Origin of the sequence: Micromonospora citrea, assembly GCF_900090315.1 — a bacterium.
In the GTDB taxonomy this organism is placed as follows: domain Bacteria; phylum Actinomycetota; class Actinomycetes; order Mycobacteriales; family Micromonosporaceae; genus Micromonospora; species Micromonospora citrea.
In genome coordinates, this window is sequence record NZ_FMHZ01000002.1 from 3,967,458 (window position 1) to 3,982,723 (window position 15,266).

Here is a 15,266-nt window from a genome sequence, read left to right on the forward strand (position 1 = left end):
TCGCGGTGACCCGGCGCACTGGGCAACTGTCGGCGTCTGGGCTGGTCAGGTTGCGCATTCAGTAGGGTGTTCAGCCATGAATGCTGGTCAGGCTGTACAGCTCGACGTCCTCGACGCGCGGCTGATCGAGTTGCTCGCCGAGGAGCCGCGGATCGGGGTGCTGGAGTGCTCCCGGCGCCTGGGGGTCGCCCGCGGCACCGTGCAGGCCCGGCTCGACAAGCTGGTGGAGCGGGGCGTCGTCGGCGGGTTCGGCCCCGAGATCTCCCCGGCGGCGATCGGGTTCGGGGTGACCAGCTTCGTCACGCTGGAGATCAGCCAGCGGCACGGGCACGACCGGGTCGCCGCTCACCTGGGCGCCATCCCCGAGGTGCTGGAGGCGCACACCATCACCGGCTCCAGCGACCTGCTCTGCCGGATCGTGGCCCGCTCGAACACCGACCTCCAGCGGGTGATCGACCAGATCGTCTCGTACGAGGGCATCCGCCGGGCCTCGACGATCATCGCCCTCGCCGAGCAGATCCCGTACCGCACCCTGCCGCTCGTGCGGTCCGCCGCCCGCGGGTAGCGGAGCGCCCCGTCACGGGACCGGGCCCCTTCCCCGCCGATGCCCGCGCGGAGAAAGGGCGGCGACACGGCGGCGCGGGACCGCGGGAGCGTGGTGCTCGTCGCTACCGTGTCCGTGTGGCGAAGGCGGGCGGCCTCGGATGGCGTGGCGGGCTGCTGCTCGCGCTCGTCGTGGTCGTCGTCCTCGCCGCGACCGGGGTGTGGAACCCGTTCCCCGGCCTGTGGGACTGGGTCGACCGCAGCGAGCCGATCTCCGAGCCGGACGTGGTCTGGCAGCAGCGGGTCGGCGGCACCCCGCGCAGCGTCACCATCGCCGGCGACACCGTCGTGGTCGAGCAGCGCACCCGGGTGGAGGCGCGCAGCCTGGCCACCGGCACCCAGCTGTGGGAGCGCAAGGCCGACTGGTCCGCCGTTTCCGGGGGCGACCGGGACGCGGTCGTCGTCGTGGGCAAGCTCCTGGTCAAGGGTTACGAGGTGCTCGACCCGACCACGGGCGCCACGCGGCGGCGCGACGGCGACGCGGTGGCCGTGTGGACCTACCGCAACCTGCTGCTCGACGCCCGCTGCGTCGACGCCACCGACTGCACGATCAGCGCGTGGGAGCCGCGCGGCACCGCACCGCTCTGGACGGCCTTCGTGCCGGGGGTGCGCAGCGGGCTGCTCGGCGACAACCCGGGGCTGCTCGGCACCCGCCGGCTCGACGCCGTCCGGATCGACGAGGAGGTGGCGGGGCCGGAGGCCGTGCCGCCGCTGCTCGGGTTTCCCATCGACGGCCGGGTGCACGTGCTCGACACCGCCACGGGGCGCGTGCTGCAGAACGTCGAGCCGGGCCGGGACGAGCGGCTGTCGGTGGTCGGCGGCCGGCTGCTGCGGATCACCGCCCGGTCCCAGGATGGCACCTGCTACTTCGCCATCTCCGGCCGTGACCCGGCGACCGGCCAGGAGACCTGGCAGCGGGCGGGGATCAACCTGCGTACCGCCGACAACGCCGGCTGCGTGCAGCGGGAGGATCCGCAGGGCGCGCGGAACGTGCTGATCGGCGTCGCCCCGGACGCCCGCGAGGCGGTCCTCGACGGGTACGACGGGCGGCTGCTGCTCACCACCGCCGCCGGAGAACGGCTGCTCGCCGTCGACGACCGCTACGCCCTGGTCCGCGTGGCCGACAAGCGGGCGGTGGTCAGCCACGAGCTGGGCGCCGGGCGGGTGCGGTGGAGCCGTCCCGCCGGGGCGAAGGCGGGCGCCGCGCTCACCCCGTACGCGGCCGTGCTCGCCGACGAGAAGCCGTCCCGGCTGGTGGCGCTCGACCCGCGCACCGGCGCGGAGCTGGCGAGCCTGCGGACGGCGGCGAACGCCCTCGCGGTGGGTCCGAGAGGCATGATCATCGGCGAGGGGCGGGAGATCGGGTACGTCCGCTTCGGCGGCGCGGCCGTGGGCCCGGCGCCCCCGGGCGACGGCGGCGTCCCCGGTCCCGCCGGCACGGGCGGGGTGCCCGGGCCGCAGGACAGCTGCGGCCCGAAGCGGGAACTCTGCCCCGGGTGAGAGCGTCGTCCCAGGACCCACCCGGCGGGTGACACTGATCGACCCTTCTGCCCTAGGCTTTCCGCTCATGAGCAGTGCCGCCGCGTTCTCGTACGCTCCCTTGCTGCCGACCGGTCCCGACCAGACGGAATACCGCCTGGTCACCGACGAGGGCGTCGACGTCGTCAACGGTCCGGGGGGTCGCCGGTTCCTCACCGTGGAGCCGACGGCGCTCACCGCCCTGACCGCCGAGGCGATGCACGACATCGCGCACTTCCTGCGCCCCGCGCACCTGGCCCAGCTGCGGTCGATCATCGACGACCCGGCGGCCTCGCCGAACGATCGCTTCGTCGCGCTCGACCTGCTGCGCAACGCCAACATCGCCGCCGGCGGCGTCCTGCCCATGTGTCAGGACACGGGCACCGCCATCGTGATGGGCAAGCGCGGCCGGCACGTGCTCACCGACGGCAGCGACGCCGAGGCGGTCTCCCGCGGCGTCTACCAGGCCTACACCCGGCTCAACCTGCGCTACTCGCAGCTCGCCCCGCTGACGATGTGGGAGGAGCGCAACACCGGCAGCAACCTGCCGGCGCAGGTCGAGCTCTACGCGGAGGACCCGGACGGCCACCCCGACGCCTACAAGTTCCTCTTCATGGCCAAGGGCGGCGGCTCGGCCAACAAGTCCTACCTCTACCAGGAGACCAAGGCCCTGCTGAACCCGACGCGGATGATGCAGTTCCTGGAGGAGAAGCTGCGGCTGATCGGCACCTCGGCCTGCCCGCCCTACCACCTGGCCATCGTCATCGGCGGCACCTCCGCCGAGTACGCCCTGAAGACCGCCAAGTACGCCAGCGCCAAATACCTGGACGCGCTGCCCACCTCCGGTTCGATGACCGCGCACGGCTTCCGCGACCTGGAGCTGGAGGCGCAGGTGCTGGAGCTGACCCGCAACTTCGGCATCGGCGCGCAGTTCGGCGGGCGCTACTTCTGCCACGACGTGCGGGTGGTCCGGCTGCCCCGGCACGGCGCCTCCTGCCCGGTGGCGATCGCCGTCTCGTGCTCGGCCGACCGGCAGGCCGTCGCCAAGATCACCCCGTCGGGCGTGTGGCTGGAGCGGCTCGAGACCGACCCGGCGCGCTTCCTGCCGGACGTCACCGACGAGACGCTGGACGCCGAGACGGTCGTCAAGGTCGACCTCAACCGGCCCATGGACGAGATCCGCGCCGAGCTGTCGAAGTACCCGGTGAAGACCCGGCTGTCGCTGACCGGCCCGCTCGTGGTGGCCCGCGACATCGCCCACGCCAAGATCGCCGAGCGGCTGGACGCCGGCGAGCCGATGCCGCAGTATCTGCGCGACCACGCCGTCTACTACGCCGGCCCCGCGAAGACCCCAGAGGGCTACGCGTCCGGCTCGTTCGGCCCGACGACCGCCGGCCGGATGGACGCCTACGTGGAGAAGTTCCAGGCCGCCGGCGGCTCGCAGGTCATGCTCGCCAAGGGCAACCGGTCCGCCCAGGTCACCCGCTCCTGCCAGCAGCACGGCGGCTTCTACCTCGGCTCGATCGGCGGCCCGGCCGCCCGGCTCGCGCAGGACTGCATCAAGCACGTCGAGGTCCTGGAATACCCGGAGCTGGGCATGGAGGCCGTCTGGAAGATCGAGGTGGAGGACTTCCCGGCCTTCATCGTGGTCGACGACAAGGGCAACGACTTCTTCGCCGAGGTCACCAAGCCGGTGCTGACCGTCGGCCGCCGCTGATCGGACCACGCGATCATCTGCAGGCCGCCGCGCGGCGCGGCAGGATGGTAGGCGTGACGACTCCTGAGGCGACGGGCTACCGGATCGAACGCGACTCGATGGGCGAGGTGGAGGTGCCCGCCGAGGCGCTGTGGCGCGCCCAGACGCAGCGCGCGGTGCAGAACTTCCCGATCTCGGGCCGGGGGATCGAGCCGGCCCAGATCCGGGCGCTGGCCCAGATCAAGGGGGCGGCGGCCGAGGTCAACGGCGAGCTGGGCGTGATCGACGCGAACGTGGCCGCGGCCATCGCCGCCGCGGCGGCGCACGTGGCGGACGGCGGCTACGACGACCAGTTCCCGATCGACGTGTTCCAGACCGGCTCCGGCACGTCGTCGAACATGAACACCAACGAGGTCATCGCCACCCTGGCCAGCCGCGAGCTGGGCCGGGACGTGCACCCGAACGACGACGTGAACGCCTCGCAGTCCAGCAACGACGTCTTCCCGTCGTCGATCCACCTGGCGGCCACGGAGGCCGTGGCGCGGGACCTGCTGCCCGCGCTGGCCCACCTGGCGGAGGCGCTGGAGGGCAAGGCGGCGGAGTTCGAGACGGTGGTCAAGGCCGGGCGTACGCACCTGATGGACGCCACCCCGGTGACCCTCGGGCAGGAGTTCGGCGGGTACGCCGCCCAGGTCCGCTACGGCATCGAGCGGCTGGAGGGCGCGCTGCCCCGGCTCGCCGAGCTGCCGCTGGGCGGCACGGCCGTGGGCACGGGCATCAACACCCCGCTCGGTTTCGCCGCGAAGGTCATCGAGAAGCTGCGGGGCTCGACCGGGCTGCCGCTGACCGAGGCGCGCAACCACTTCGAGGCGCAGGGGGCCCGGGACGCCCTGGTCGAGACCTCGGGGCAGCTACGCACCGTCGCCGTCGGCCTCTACAAGATCGCCAACGACATCCGTTGGATGGGCTCGGGCCCGCGCGCGGGCCTGCGTGAGCTGCGCATTCCGGATCTCCAGCCCGGCTCGTCGATCATGCCGGGCAAGGTCAACCCGGTGGTCGCCGAGGCGATGCGGCAGGTGTGCGCCCAGGTGATCGGCAACGACGCCGCCGTCGGCTTCGCCGGCTCGCAGGGCGACTTCGAGCTGAACGTCATGTTGCCCGTGATGGGCCGCAACCTGCTGGAGTCGATCCGGCTGCTCGCCGCGTCGAGCCGGCTCTTCGCCGACCGCCTCGTGGTCGGCCTGGTCGCGGACGCCGAGGTCTGCCTGGCGTACGCGGAGGGCTCGCCGTCGATCGTCACCCCCCTCAACCGCCACCTGGGATACGACGAGGCCGCCTCGATCGCGAAGGAGGCGCTGGCCAGGCAGGTCTCGATCCGCGAGGTGGTCATCTCCCGGGGGCACGTCGACTCGGGCAAGCTGACCGAGACCCAGCTCGACGAGGCGCTCGACCTGCTCCGGATGACCCACCCCTGAGTCGTCCCGCCCCGCCTCGCCCGGGCCGTCCGGCCTTGGTCCGGGTCGATGCTCCCCTCGCCCGCAAGGAAGCGAGGGGAGGTGCTGTCGATCCTGCCTGCACCGGTCCGGCCCTGTCGTGCGTCCGGAGAGGGCCGTGAGCAGGGCGATCACGACGGCGTCCGGCGGGATCGTCGAGGAGTCCGACGCCACGCCGGTCGACGTGGTCCCGGACCGCCCCGGCCGCGAGCGCGTGGTGTGGCTGTGCACCCTGCGCCCGGACGTCTCGCCGCACGCCGTCAACCGCGCGAGGCGGACCTGCGGGCGCGGTAGGCGGTGACGGCGGCACGGTTGCCGCAGCCGGCGTCGCAGAACCGGCGGGAGCGGTTCTTCGACAGGTCGACGAGCACGTTCTCGCAGTCCGGGTGGTCGCAGATCCGCAGCCGGCGCAGCTCGCCGGCGCGTACGAGGTCCGCCAGCGCCATCGCGGCCTCGACGGCCATCCGGGTGGCCAGCGGCGCGTCGCGCGGCACGGCGTGGAAGTGGTACGGCTCGTCGTCGTGGGTGATGAGCTGGGGCAGCGCGTCGTTCTCGCGCAGCAGCCCGTTGACGATGGCGACGATCCCCTCGGTGTCGGCGTACCAGACGCGGCGCAGCCTGGGTCGGAGGTCGCGTACGGCCCGCAGTTCGTCCTCGCTGCGCTCGTGCCGCCCGCTGTAGGCGTGGGCGACGAAGAACGCGTCCAGGGCGGCGACGTCGGGCAGGCCCTCACCGGCGCGACCGTCGGTGTTGACCAGCGCGGCCACGGTGGTCAAGGCGCATTCCGTGTCATGGGTGAAGAGCAACTTGACTCCTGTCGTGGTGCCCGCCTAGCGTCATCAGCATAGTGGCTTTTTGCTTATGACAGTGGGAGTGGATCGATGCGTCAACCACCCGCCGCCGGGCTCGGTCTCGGCCTCGCCCTGCTCTCCGCCGTCACCTTCGCCACGTCCGGCACGTTCGCCCGGTCCCTCATCGACGCCGGCTGGTCGGCCGAATCCGCCGTGGCCGTCCGGGTCGGCGTCGCCGCGCTGGTCGTGGCGGTCCCGGCCGTGCTGTCGCTACGCGGCAGGTGGGACGTGCTGCGCCGCAACCTCGCCGCGATCGGCGTGTTCGGGCTGCTCGGGGTCGCCACGGCCCAGGTCTGCTTCTTCAACGCTGTCCGCTACCTGCCGGTCGGCGTCGCGCTGCTGCTGGAGTACCTCGGCATCGTCCTGGTGGTGGGCTGGATGTGGCTGGTCCACGGGCAGCGTCCCCGCCGGCTGACCGTCGCCGGCTCGGTGGCCGCCCTCGCCGGCCTGTTCTTCGTCCTGGACCTGACCGGTGCCGGCCGGCTCGACGCGGTGGGCGTGCTCTGGGGGCTCGGGGCGGCGGTCGGCCTCGCCGGCTACTTCGTGCTCGCGGGACGGGTCGACGAGGAACTGCCCTCGGTGGCCATGGCCAGCGGCGGCATGGCCGTCGGGGCCGCCGTCCTGCTGCTGCTCGGGGCGGTCGGTGCGCTGCCGCTGCGGGTGGCCTTCGGCGAGGTCACCTTCGCCGGGCAGCGCACCAGCTGGTTGGTGCCGGTGGTCGGGCTGTCGCTGATCGCCGCCGTCGTCGCGTACCTCGCCGGGATCGCCGGAACCCGGATCCTCGGCGCCCGGCTGTCGTCGTTCGTCGGGCTGACCGAGGTGATGTTCGCCGTCCTCATCGCCTGGCTGGTGCTGGGCGAACTGCCCACCGTGGTGCAACTGCTCGGCGGCGCCCTGATCGTCGCCGGCGTCGCCCTGGTGCGCGTCGACGAGCTGCGCGCTCCCCGTGCCGACGACCCGCAGCCGCAGGTGGCCGAGCCCGCCCTGCCGTGACCCGAACGGGTCGCCCGGCGGCGCCCGCACACCGGCGTCGACGCCAGCAACCCGGACATCGCGCCGAACTTCAACTGGGCGCTGTCCCGCAACTTCGCTCCCGACATCGTCGACGGCGAGTGCGAGGTGGCGAGCTGCCTCGACCCGGTCGGCACCGACGACGGCGGGCACGGCACCCACGTGGCCGGCACGATCGGCGCCGCGCGCGCTGGGCAACAACCACGAGGATCCGGGCGCCCCGCGCACCGACGTGTCGAGCCCGGACTACGGCGACACCGCGCCCTACCCGCGCGAGATCGACAACGACAGCTGCTGGGACCTGCCCACCGAGGGCCCCAACGTGATCAGCGTGTCGGCGGTCGGGCCGTCGGGCAAGAAGTCGGACTTCTCGAACTACGGCACCGAGCAGACCGCCGTGGCGGCGCCCGGCGGCTGGTTCCGTGACGGCTTCGGCACGGACACCTACCGCACCGACGCCAACATGATCCTCTCGACGTACCCGAAGAAGGTGCTCCAGGAGGAGGGCTCGGTCGACGCCGACGGCAACATCGTCGCCGGGTTCGAGGAGACGGTCTTCAAGGCGTGCAAGGCCAACGGTGAGTGCGGGTACTGCACCTATCTGCAGGGCACCTCGATGGCGGCCCCGCACGCCTCCGGCGTCGCCGCGCTGATCGTCAGCAGCACCTCTACCGCACGGCCGCCGAGCGCGCCTGCCCGGAGCCGCGCCTGCAGTCGTACACCAACGAGGGCCGGGACGCCGAGTTCGACGCCTACCGCGCCGGAGGGCTGGACTTCAACGGCTTCTACGGTTACGGCATCGTCGACGCGTACGCGGCGGTGAAGACCCCGCTCAAGCCCAACGCCCGCCCGTAACGACGCACCACCGGAGGGGCCCGGCCGACTTCGGCCGGGCCCCTCGCGCGTCAGGCGGCGGGCGGTCGATCCGGTGCCCGGCGCAGGCGCCCCGGTCACGGGCGCCAGCCCCGGGCACCGAGTGCGGCGCGAGCCTCGCGCAGGACACCCGGGAAGTCGTGGCGCAGCCGCCTGCCGGTGACCGGCAGTACGAGCCAGCCGGCGCCGACCAGCCGGGCGATCCGGTCGAGGTGCCCGCCGCCGGCCTCGGCGTGCCGCCCGTCCTGGACGACGGCCACGCGGTACGCCGACCACGCCAGGTCGGCGTGCACGACCAGCCCGGCGGCGACCCGGACCGGGTGCCGGACGGCGGGGCGCGGCAGCCCGGCCAGCACCAGCCGGACCCGCAGTTCGGACTCGGCCGGCGACCGGGCGCCCGGATCCGCCAGGCCGAACACCCAGCGGGCCCGGCGGCCGCCGGGCCGGTCGGCGTTGCGGGCGGCGACGTCGGCGAGGGCGGCACGGCTGGTCAGCCCCTGCCGTAGCAACGAGTCGACGATGCCGACGGCGCGCAGCGGCTCCAACCAGACCGCCGTCTCCCACGCCGCAGACGTCGGATCGGTGCTGACCGGCACGCCGGCGGTGCGCAGATCCGCCACCCGCAGGCCGGTTGGAACCGGCCGGACCGCGCTGCCCGGGCCGTCGGCCGGCGTGCGCAGCGCCGTGCGCAGGCCGCCAGCCGGCGGTACGGCCGTGACGTCCCCGCCGTCAGCGGATGCGGAGGCCGTCGTTTCCCTGCCCTCGGCCGGCGTGCGGTGTGTCGGGTGCGGACCGCCACCCGCCCCTGCGGGCTGCCGGTGCGGACCCGTGGAGTGCACGCGCAGGCCCCGTTGCGGGCCGAGCCGCATCGCCCTCGGGACGAGGACGTGCACGTCGTCGACGAACGAGGCGGCGTGCCCGACACCGTGCAGGTAGGCCGCCGAGGGGCCGGCGACGACCGCCTCGGGCGGCAACCGCAGGGCCGCGGCGCGGCAGGCCAGGGCGTGGTCCCGGTCCAGCCGGGCGTCGGCGTAGACGTCGTGACGCAGACGCAGCCAGGCGGAGCCGCGCAGTTGGTGCTCGGTGACCAGGCCCTGTCGGATCGCGTCCGAGCCGCGGAAGACCTGCCAGGCCAGGACACCTGGACGGTGCGGTGGAGGTGGCATGCGGCCAGCGTGCCCGCCGCCGGAGGCCGCCCGACACCCCTGTGGACGACCCGGGCCGCACCGGGAACCTTCGCCTGTGGACAACCGACACGACAGCCGCCGGATGTGTTAGAGGATCGCCGCTCGGGAGGCGGAGGACGTCCCGCGCGGGCGAGCGAGGTGAAGGACCGGGCGGCTCAGGAGAGGGCGGCGGCGATGGCGGTGGCGGCGGCGATGACCTGCGCGCCGACCACCTCGGCGTCCAGCGGCGCGAGCGCCACCACCCCGACGCTCGCCTCCAGGCCGGGCACGCCGAGCACCGGGGCGGCCACCCCGTACGCCCCGGACTGGAGCTCCCCGGCGGTGCTCACCGGGCCGGCGGCGCCCGCCCGGCCGGCAAGGATGGCCCGCCCGGCCGCCCCGCGCTCCAGCGGGTGCCGCGCCCCCGTCCGGTACGCGACGTGGAACGACGTCCAGCTCGGCTCCACGACGGCGAGCGCGACCCCCTCGCCCCCCTCGACCACGGTGAGGTGGGCGGTCGCGCCGGCCTGCTCGGCGAGCCGGCGCAGCGCGGGCAGCGCCCCCTCCGCGAGCAGCGGCTGGGCCCGCCGGGCCAGGTGCAGCACCCCCGCGCCGAGGCGGAGCCGGCCGCCGCCGTCGCGGCGCAGCATCCCGTGCGCGGTCAGCGCGCCCACCAGCCGGTAGACCGCCGCCCGGCCGATGCCCAGCCGGTTCGCCGCCTCGGTGACGGTGAGCCCGCCCGGCGCGTCGGCGACCAGGTGCAGCAGCCGCAGCCCCCGGTCCAGCGTCTGCGCCGTCTCCCCGCCCCGCGCCGTCGTGTCCACGACCAGCAGCGTACGACCCGGCTCCGGACAACCCCGGAACGCGTGGGACGGCTACCCTTGTACGGTGACGCTACGCCTGTATGACACCGCCACCCGATCGGTGCGGGACTTCGTCCCGCGGGAAGCCGGCAAGGTGGGGGTCTACCTGTGTGGTCTCACCCTCCAGGCCCCGCCGCACATCGGTCATCTTCGCTCCGGCGTCAACTACGACGTGCTGCGCCGCTGGCTGCTCGCCGCCGGCTACGAGGTCACCTTCATCCGCAACCTGACCGACATCGACGACAAGATCCTGGTCAAGGCCGTGGAGCGGGGGCGGCCGTTCTGGTCGATCGCGTACGCCAACGAGCTGGTCCTGGCCGAGTCCTACCGGGCGCTCAACGTGCTGCCGCCGACGTACGAGCCGCGGGCCACCGGGCACATCCCGGAGATGCACGAGCTGATCGCCAAGCTCATCGCCGACGGGCACGCCTACCCGGCCACCGACGGCTCCGGCGACGTCTACTTCGACGTCTGCTCGTGGCCGGCCTACGGGTCGCTGTCCAACCAGTCGGTGGACGCGATGCAGTCCGCCGGTGACGCGCCCGACCGGGGCAAGCGGGACCCGCGCGACTTCGCGCTCTGGAAGGGCGCCAAGCCCGACGAGCCGGCGGACGCCTACTGGCCGTCGCCGTGGGGGAGGGGCCGGCCGGGCTGGCACATCGAGTGCTCCGCGATGTGCTGGCGCTACCTCGGCGCCGAGTTCGACATCCACGGCGGCGGGTTGGACCTCACCTTCCCGCACCACGAGAACGAGATCGCCCAGTCGCAGGCGGCCGGGCTGCCGTTCGCCCGCTACTGGGTGCACCACGGGCTGCTCAGCATCGGCGGCGCCAAGATGGGCAAGTCGCTGGGCAACGCCCTCGACCTGACGTACGTCGACTCGCTCGGGGTGCGGCCGGTGGAGCTGCGCTACTACTACGCCGCCGCACACTACCGCTCGCGCATCGACTACTCGGAGGAGGCGCTGCGCGAGGCCGCCGTGGCGTACCGCCGGATCGAGGGCTTCGTGCAGCGGGCCGTCGAGCGCGTCGGCCCCGGCCACCTCGGCGAGCTGCCGGGCGCGTTCGCGGCGGCGATGGACGACGACCTGAACACCTCGGCCGCGCTCGCCGTCCTGCACGAGGTGGTCCGCGACGGCAACACCGCGCTGACCGGCGGCGACGATGTGACCGTCCGCACGGCGCTGGCCGCCGCCCGCGCCATGCTGGATATCCTCGGGGTCGACCCCCTCGACCCGGCGTGGACCGGTGGCGGCCGCGTGGACGACCTGCGCGGCGTGGTGGACTCCCTGATCGCGCTGGCCCTGGAGCAGCGCGCGCAGGCTCGCGGTCGCAAGGACTGGGCCGCCGCCGACGCCGTACGCGACCAGCTCAAGCAGGCCGGCGTGGTGGTCGAGGACACCCCCCAGGGCCCCCGTTGGACTATTGGAGAGCAGGACTGATGGCCGGCAACTCGCAGCGCCGTGGCCGGCGACTGGCGCCGAAGGCGGGAGCCCCGAAGGGCTCCGGCGGCAAGAACAAGGACGCCCTCGCCGGGCGGGGCAGGACCCTGCCCGCCGACGAGCGGCCCTGGCACAAGGCCTACTCGGGCACCGAGAAGCTGCCCCAGCGCACCGCCTGGAAGCAGGAGAAGGAGCGCCGGGCGGCGGCCGAGGAGGGGCGCGCGCCCAAGGTCGGCCAGCCGGGCAGCAAGGACACCACCTGGGGCAAGGGTGGCGGCCGGGGCGTGCCGGGAGGCGGGCGCGGGGCCGCCGGCCGGGGTGCTCGACCCGCCGGTCGGGGCGGCCCCCGGGTCGCGCCGGGCCGCAAGTCCAACCCGTCGAAGGACTCCCCGGAGCTGCTGGTCGGGCGTAACCCGGTGCTGGAGTCGCTGCGCGCCCAGGTGCCGGCGACCGCCCTCTACACGGCCCAGGGCATCGACATGGACGACCGGGTCAACGAGATCGTCCGCACCGCCGCCGACCGGGGCATCGCCATCCTGGAGATCAGCCGCGCCGAGCTGGACCGGATGACCGGCGGTGTGCTGCACCAGGGCGTCGGGCTCCAGGTGCCGCCGTTCGCGTACGAGCCCTTCGAGGATCTCGTCGCGGCGGCGCTGGAGCAGACCGCCCCGCTGCTGGTGGCGCTGGACGGGGTGACCGACCCGCGCAACCTCGGCGCGGTGATCCGGTCCGCCGCCGCCTTCGGCGCGCAGGGCGTCTTCGTACCGGAGCGGCGGGCCGCCGGGATCACCGCGACCGCCTGGCGCACCAGCGCCGGCGCGGCCGCCCGGGTGCCGGTCGCCCAGGTGACCAACCTGACCCGGTCGCTGAAGGCCTGCCAGGACGCCGGTTTCGTGGTGGTCGGCCTGGACGCCGACGGCGACACCGACCTCTACGACCTGGAGGCCGCGGTCGGCCCGCTGGTAGTCGTGGTCGGTTCCGAGGGCCGGGGGTTGTCCCGGCTGGTCGGCGAGACCTGCGACCTCACGGTGAGCATCCCGATGGTCTCCGAGGTCGAGTCGCTCAACGCCAGCGTGGCCGCCGCGGTGACCCTCGCCGAGGTGGCGCGCCGCCGGGCCGCCGACGGCTGACTCCGCAGACACGAAAAGGGGCGGTCCGCCGATGGCGGGCCGCCCCTTCGTCGTACGTCAGATGCGGTTGCCGGTGGCGGCGTTGAACACGTGGCTGCGGCCCTCGCGCGGCTTGACGAAGACGGTGTCGCCCATGTTCGGCATGGTGCGCCGGTCGGTGCGGACCACGAAGCGCTCGTTGTTGCCCTCGAGCGCGGCGTGGCCGTAGACGTTGGCGTCGGAGCCGAGGTCCTCGACCAGCTCGACGACGACGGGCATGCCGCCCTCGGTCGGGCTGACCAGGTCGCAGTCCTCGGGGCGGAAGCCGACGGTCACCTTGCCGTCGCCGCCGTCGGCGCGGGCGGCCTCGACCTGCTCCCGGGTCAGCGGGATGTGCATCTCGGCGAACGCGGCGCCCCGGTCGCTCAGCGGCACGGTCTTGATGTTCATGGCGGGGGAGCCCATGAAGCCCGCGACGAAGACGTTGGCCGGGGTGTCGTAGAGCGCCCGCGGGGTGTCCACCTGCTGGAGGACGCCGTCGAGCATGACCGCCACCCGGTGGCCCATGGTCATGGCCTCGACCTGGTCGTGGGTGACGTAGACGGTGGTGACGCCCAGCTTGGCCTGCAGCGACGCGATCTGGGTACGGGTCTGCACACGCAGCTTCGCGTCGAGGTTCGACAGCGGCTCGTCCATGAGGAAGACCTGCGGCTCGCGCACGATCGCCCGGCCCATCGCGACGCGCTGGCGCTGACCGCCGGAGAGCGCCTTCGGCTTACGGTTGAGGAACTCCTCCAGCTGGAGCAGCGCCGCCGCCTCCTTGACCCGCCGGTCGATCTCGGCCTTCGAGGTCTTGCGCAGCTTGAGCGCGAACGCCATGTTCTCGTACACCGTCATGTGCGGGTAGAGGGCGTAGTTCTGGAAGACCATCGCGATGTCGCGGGCCTTCGGCGGCAGGTGGGTGACGTCCCGGTCGTCGATGTGGATCGAACCCTGGTCGACGTCCTCCAGGCCGGCGAGCATCCGCAGGCTGGTGGACTTGCCGCAACCGGAGGGGCCGACCAGGACGAGGAACTCGCCGTCGCCGATCTCCAGGTCGAGCTGGTTGACGGCGGGGCGCTCGGTGCCCGGGTAGATCCGGGACGCCTTGGCGTAGGTGACCGTAGCCATGGTCAGGTGCTTCCTTTCACCGGCAGGAACGTGCCGGACGATCCGAGTGGAAGGAGCGGCCGGCACGTGCGTGCGCCGACCCACGGGCGACGCCCCGATGATCGAAGTGTCATCCGTGTCACTGCACGGTAAACGGCTTTCCGTAACCTGCCAAGACGGGGGGCATCGGGTGGGACGGATGGCATACGCATTCCGGGCACTCGGGCACGGGGAGACATCAATCGACCCCCGCCCTCCGGCCGCCGCGACGTTTCCGGTGCTCGCGGGCCCTGCCGAGGGGGAAATCCGGACGTCAGTCGCTATGCTGACGTCGACACCACGCGCCCCTGTAGCTCAGCTGGCCAGAGCACTCGCCTTGTAAGCGAGATGTCGCCGGTTCGATCCCGGCCGGGGGCTCCATTTCCGTCAGGCGTTCCGCGCTTCGGCGCGGTCGCGAGCCGGCCGGTCGACCGCAGCGCCGACAGCGCGCCCGTGCGGCTGACGCGTTCGCAGGTGCGCCACGGCAAGGACGAGCAGCACGGCCCCGCCGACCCGCGGCACGCCGTGCCTATGCTGGCCGTGTGAGCAGGGCCGCGGAGGAGTCGAACCGGGCCATGCTGCGCGCGCGGGACGCCATGGACCGCGCGTACGACGAGCCGCTGGACATCGCGGCGCTGGCCCGGATCGCGTACGTCTCCGAGGCCCACTTCATCCGCACCTTCCGGGCCACCTTCGGCGAGACCCCGCACCGCTACCTCCAGCGGCGGCGGGTGGAGCGGGCGATGTACCTGCTGCTGCACACGCGCCGGGACGTGACCGACATCTGCTACGCGGTCGGGTTCTCCAGCCTCGGCACGTTCAGCCGCACGTTCCGGCAGATCGTCGGCGAGCCGCCGTCGGAGTACCGCAGGCGCAGGGCCCCGCTCGCCGCGCCCGTTCCGGGCTGCTTCACCAAGGCCTGGACCCGGCCCAGCAGTTTTGGATAAGCAGCAGCTCAGGCCCGCCCCGTAGCGTCTCCGGCATGACGATGAACGCGATCACCCGCTCCCAGATCTACGTCCTCGACCAGGACGAGGCCCTCGACTTCTATGTCGGCAAGCTCGGCATGGAGGTCAACACCGACGCCGACCTCGGCTTCATGCGCTGGCTCACGGTCAACATCCCCGGCGACCCGGAGCGCGAGATCCTGCTGGAGAAGCCCGGTCCGCCGGCGCTGGACCCGGCGACCGCCGAGCAGGTCCGTGAGCTGCTCACCAAGGGGGCGCTGGGCGGCTTCCTCTTCATGACCACCGACGACGCGCAGAAGACGTACGAGGAGCTGGTCGCCAAGGGCGTCGAGATCACCGACGATCCGATGGAGCGCCCGTACGGGATCGACTTCGGCATCCGCGACCCGTTCGGCAACAAGATCCGCATCGGCCAGATGTTCCCTCGGGCCTGACCCGCGGCGGGGGCGACCCCTGGGGATCGGAGGGGGCGGGCGTCGCCGGCCG

The 15,266-nt window shown here is 73.3% G+C and carries 13 protein-coding genes, 1 tRNA gene and 1 pseudogene; 11 read left to right on the forward strand and 4 right to left on the reverse strand.

Annotated features, from left to right (window positions below; all coding sequences use genetic code 11):
- The first annotated feature begins 76 nt into the window (after positions 1-76).
- The 4 genes from GA0070606_RS18160 (at position 77) to GA0070606_RS18175 (ending at position 5,292) form a co-directional block, all read left to right on the forward strand.
- Positions 77-565 carry an Lrp/AsnC family transcriptional regulator gene (locus tag GA0070606_RS18160; protein ID WP_091101669.1) on the forward strand — a complete coding sequence of 163 codons (489 nt, stop codon included), beginning with the start codon at positions 77-79 and terminating at the stop codon, positions 563-565.
- Positions 566-681: 116 nt separating this feature from the next.
- Entirely contained in the window at positions 682-2,103 is a 1,422-nt protein-coding gene (locus tag GA0070606_RS18165) for an outer membrane protein assembly factor BamB family protein (protein ID WP_091101672.1), read from the forward strand.
- A 67-nt stretch (positions 2,104-2,170) separates the two neighbouring features.
- Complete coding sequence (locus tag GA0070606_RS18170) at positions 2,171-3,838, forward strand: fumarate hydratase (RefSeq protein ID WP_091101676.1); 1,668 nt, start codon at positions 2,171-2,173, stop codon at positions 3,836-3,838.
- Between the two features lie 44 nt (positions 3,839-3,882).
- Positions 3,883-5,292 carry a class II fumarate hydratase gene (locus GA0070606_RS18175; protein ID WP_176737356.1) on the forward strand — a complete coding sequence of 470 codons (1,410 nt, stop codon included), beginning with the start codon at positions 3,883-3,885 and terminating at the stop codon, positions 5,290-5,292.
- A gap of 278 nt (positions 5,293-5,570) precedes the next feature.
- On the opposite strand, the gene GA0070606_RS18185 is transcribed toward GA0070606_RS18175, so the two are convergent.
- Positions 5,571-6,116 (reverse strand): CGNR zinc finger domain-containing protein, encoded by a 546-nt coding sequence (locus GA0070606_RS18185; protein WP_091101688.1) that lies wholly within the window; start codon positions 6,114-6,116, stop codon positions 5,571-5,573.
- A gap of 75 nt (positions 6,117-6,191) precedes the next feature.
- On the opposite strand from GA0070606_RS18185, the gene GA0070606_RS18190 reads away from it, so the two are divergent.
- Positions 6,192-7,154: an EamA family transporter gene (locus GA0070606_RS18190; RefSeq protein WP_091101691.1), complete on the forward strand. Its 963-nt coding sequence runs from the start codon at positions 6,192-6,194 to the stop codon at positions 7,152-7,154.
- Between the two features lie 30 nt (positions 7,155-7,184).
- Positions 7,185-8,027 (forward strand): annotated as a pseudogene (locus tag GA0070606_RS18195) (S8 family serine peptidase); the annotation flags it as partial.
- Between the two features lie 95 nt (positions 8,028-8,122).
- Here GA0070606_RS18195 and GA0070606_RS18200 read toward each other — a convergent pair.
- The gene (locus GA0070606_RS18200) at positions 8,123-9,211 is read right to left on the reverse strand and encodes a hypothetical protein (RefSeq protein WP_091101693.1); all 1,089 of its coding nucleotides are present in this window, start codon (positions 9,209-9,211) and stop codon (positions 8,123-8,125) included.
- 176 nt (positions 9,212-9,387) lie between these two features.
- Positions 9,388-10,035 (reverse strand): helix-turn-helix domain-containing protein, encoded by a 648-nt coding sequence (locus GA0070606_RS18205; protein WP_091101698.1) that lies wholly within the window; start codon positions 10,033-10,035, stop codon positions 9,388-9,390.
- Between the two features lie 64 nt (positions 10,036-10,099).
- Here GA0070606_RS18205 and cysS point away from each other — a divergent pair, with 64 nt between their 5' ends.
- Complete coding sequence (gene cysS, locus GA0070606_RS18210; RefSeq protein ID WP_091101702.1) at positions 10,100-11,515, forward strand: cysteine--tRNA ligase; 1,416 nt, start codon at positions 10,100-10,102, stop codon at positions 11,513-11,515.
- Positions 11,515-12,645 (forward strand): 23S rRNA (guanosine(2251)-2'-O)-methyltransferase RlmB, encoded by a 1,131-nt coding sequence (gene rlmB / locus GA0070606_RS18215; protein WP_091101706.1) that lies wholly within the window; start codon positions 11,515-11,517, stop codon positions 12,643-12,645. Before cysS ends, rlmB begins: the two co-directional genes overlap by 1 nt.
- A gap of 57 nt (positions 12,646-12,702) precedes the next feature.
- On the opposite strand, the gene GA0070606_RS18220 is transcribed toward rlmB, so the two are convergent.
- Positions 12,703-13,794: an ABC transporter ATP-binding protein gene (locus tag GA0070606_RS18220; RefSeq protein WP_091101710.1), complete on the reverse strand. Its 1,092-nt coding sequence runs from the start codon at positions 13,792-13,794 to the stop codon at positions 12,703-12,705.
- Between the two features lie 322 nt (positions 13,795-14,116).
- Here GA0070606_RS18220 and GA0070606_RS18225 point away from each other — a divergent pair.
- The 3 genes from GA0070606_RS18225 (at position 14,117) to GA0070606_RS18235 (ending at position 15,214) form a co-directional block, all read left to right on the forward strand.
- Positions 14,117-14,193 (forward strand) — tRNA-Thr (locus GA0070606_RS18225).
- A 161-nt stretch (positions 14,194-14,354) separates the two neighbouring features.
- A complete protein-coding gene (locus tag GA0070606_RS18230; RefSeq protein WP_091101715.1) occupies positions 14,355-14,759 on the forward strand; it encodes a helix-turn-helix domain-containing protein in 405 nt (134 codons plus the stop codon).
- A 35-nt stretch (positions 14,760-14,794) separates the two neighbouring features.
- Positions 14,795-15,214, forward strand: a complete 420-nt coding sequence (locus tag GA0070606_RS18235; RefSeq protein ID WP_091101717.1) for a VOC family protein — start codon at positions 14,795-14,797, stop codon at positions 15,212-15,214.
- The last annotated feature ends 52 nt before the right edge of the window (positions 15,215-15,266 follow it).

What these genes read in the sequence shown, in the direction of transcription:
- GA0070606_RS18190 (WP_091101691.1), top strand. Translation starts at nt 6,192, where the DNA reads ATGCGTCAACCACCCGCCGCCGGGCTCGGTCTCGGCCTCGCCCTGCTC.
- GA0070606_RS18170 (WP_091101676.1), top strand. Translation starts at nt 2,171, where the DNA reads ATGAGCAGTGCCGCCGCGTTCTCGTACGCTCCCTTGCTGCCGACCGGT.
- GA0070606_RS18175 (WP_176737356.1), top strand. Translation starts at nt 3,883, where the DNA reads ATGGTAGGCGTGACGACTCCTGAGGCGACGGGCTACCGGATCGAACGC.
- GA0070606_RS18235 (WP_091101717.1), top strand. Translation starts at nt 14,795, where the DNA reads ATGACGATGAACGCGATCACCCGCTCCCAGATCTACGTCCTCGACCAG.
- GA0070606_RS18220 (WP_091101710.1), bottom strand. Translation starts at nt 13,794, where the DNA reads ATGGCTACGGTCACCTACGCCAAGGCGTCCCGGATCTACCCGGGCACC.
- GA0070606_RS18200 (WP_091101693.1), bottom strand. Translation starts at nt 9,211, where the DNA reads ATGCCACCTCCACCGCACCGTCCAGGTGTCCTGGCCTGGCAGGTCTTC.
- GA0070606_RS18160 (WP_091101669.1), top strand. Translation starts at nt 77, where the DNA reads ATGAATGCTGGTCAGGCTGTACAGCTCGACGTCCTCGACGCGCGGCTG.
- rlmB (WP_091101706.1), top strand. Translation starts at nt 11,515, where the DNA reads ATGGCCGGCAACTCGCAGCGCCGTGGCCGGCGACTGGCGCCGAAGGCG.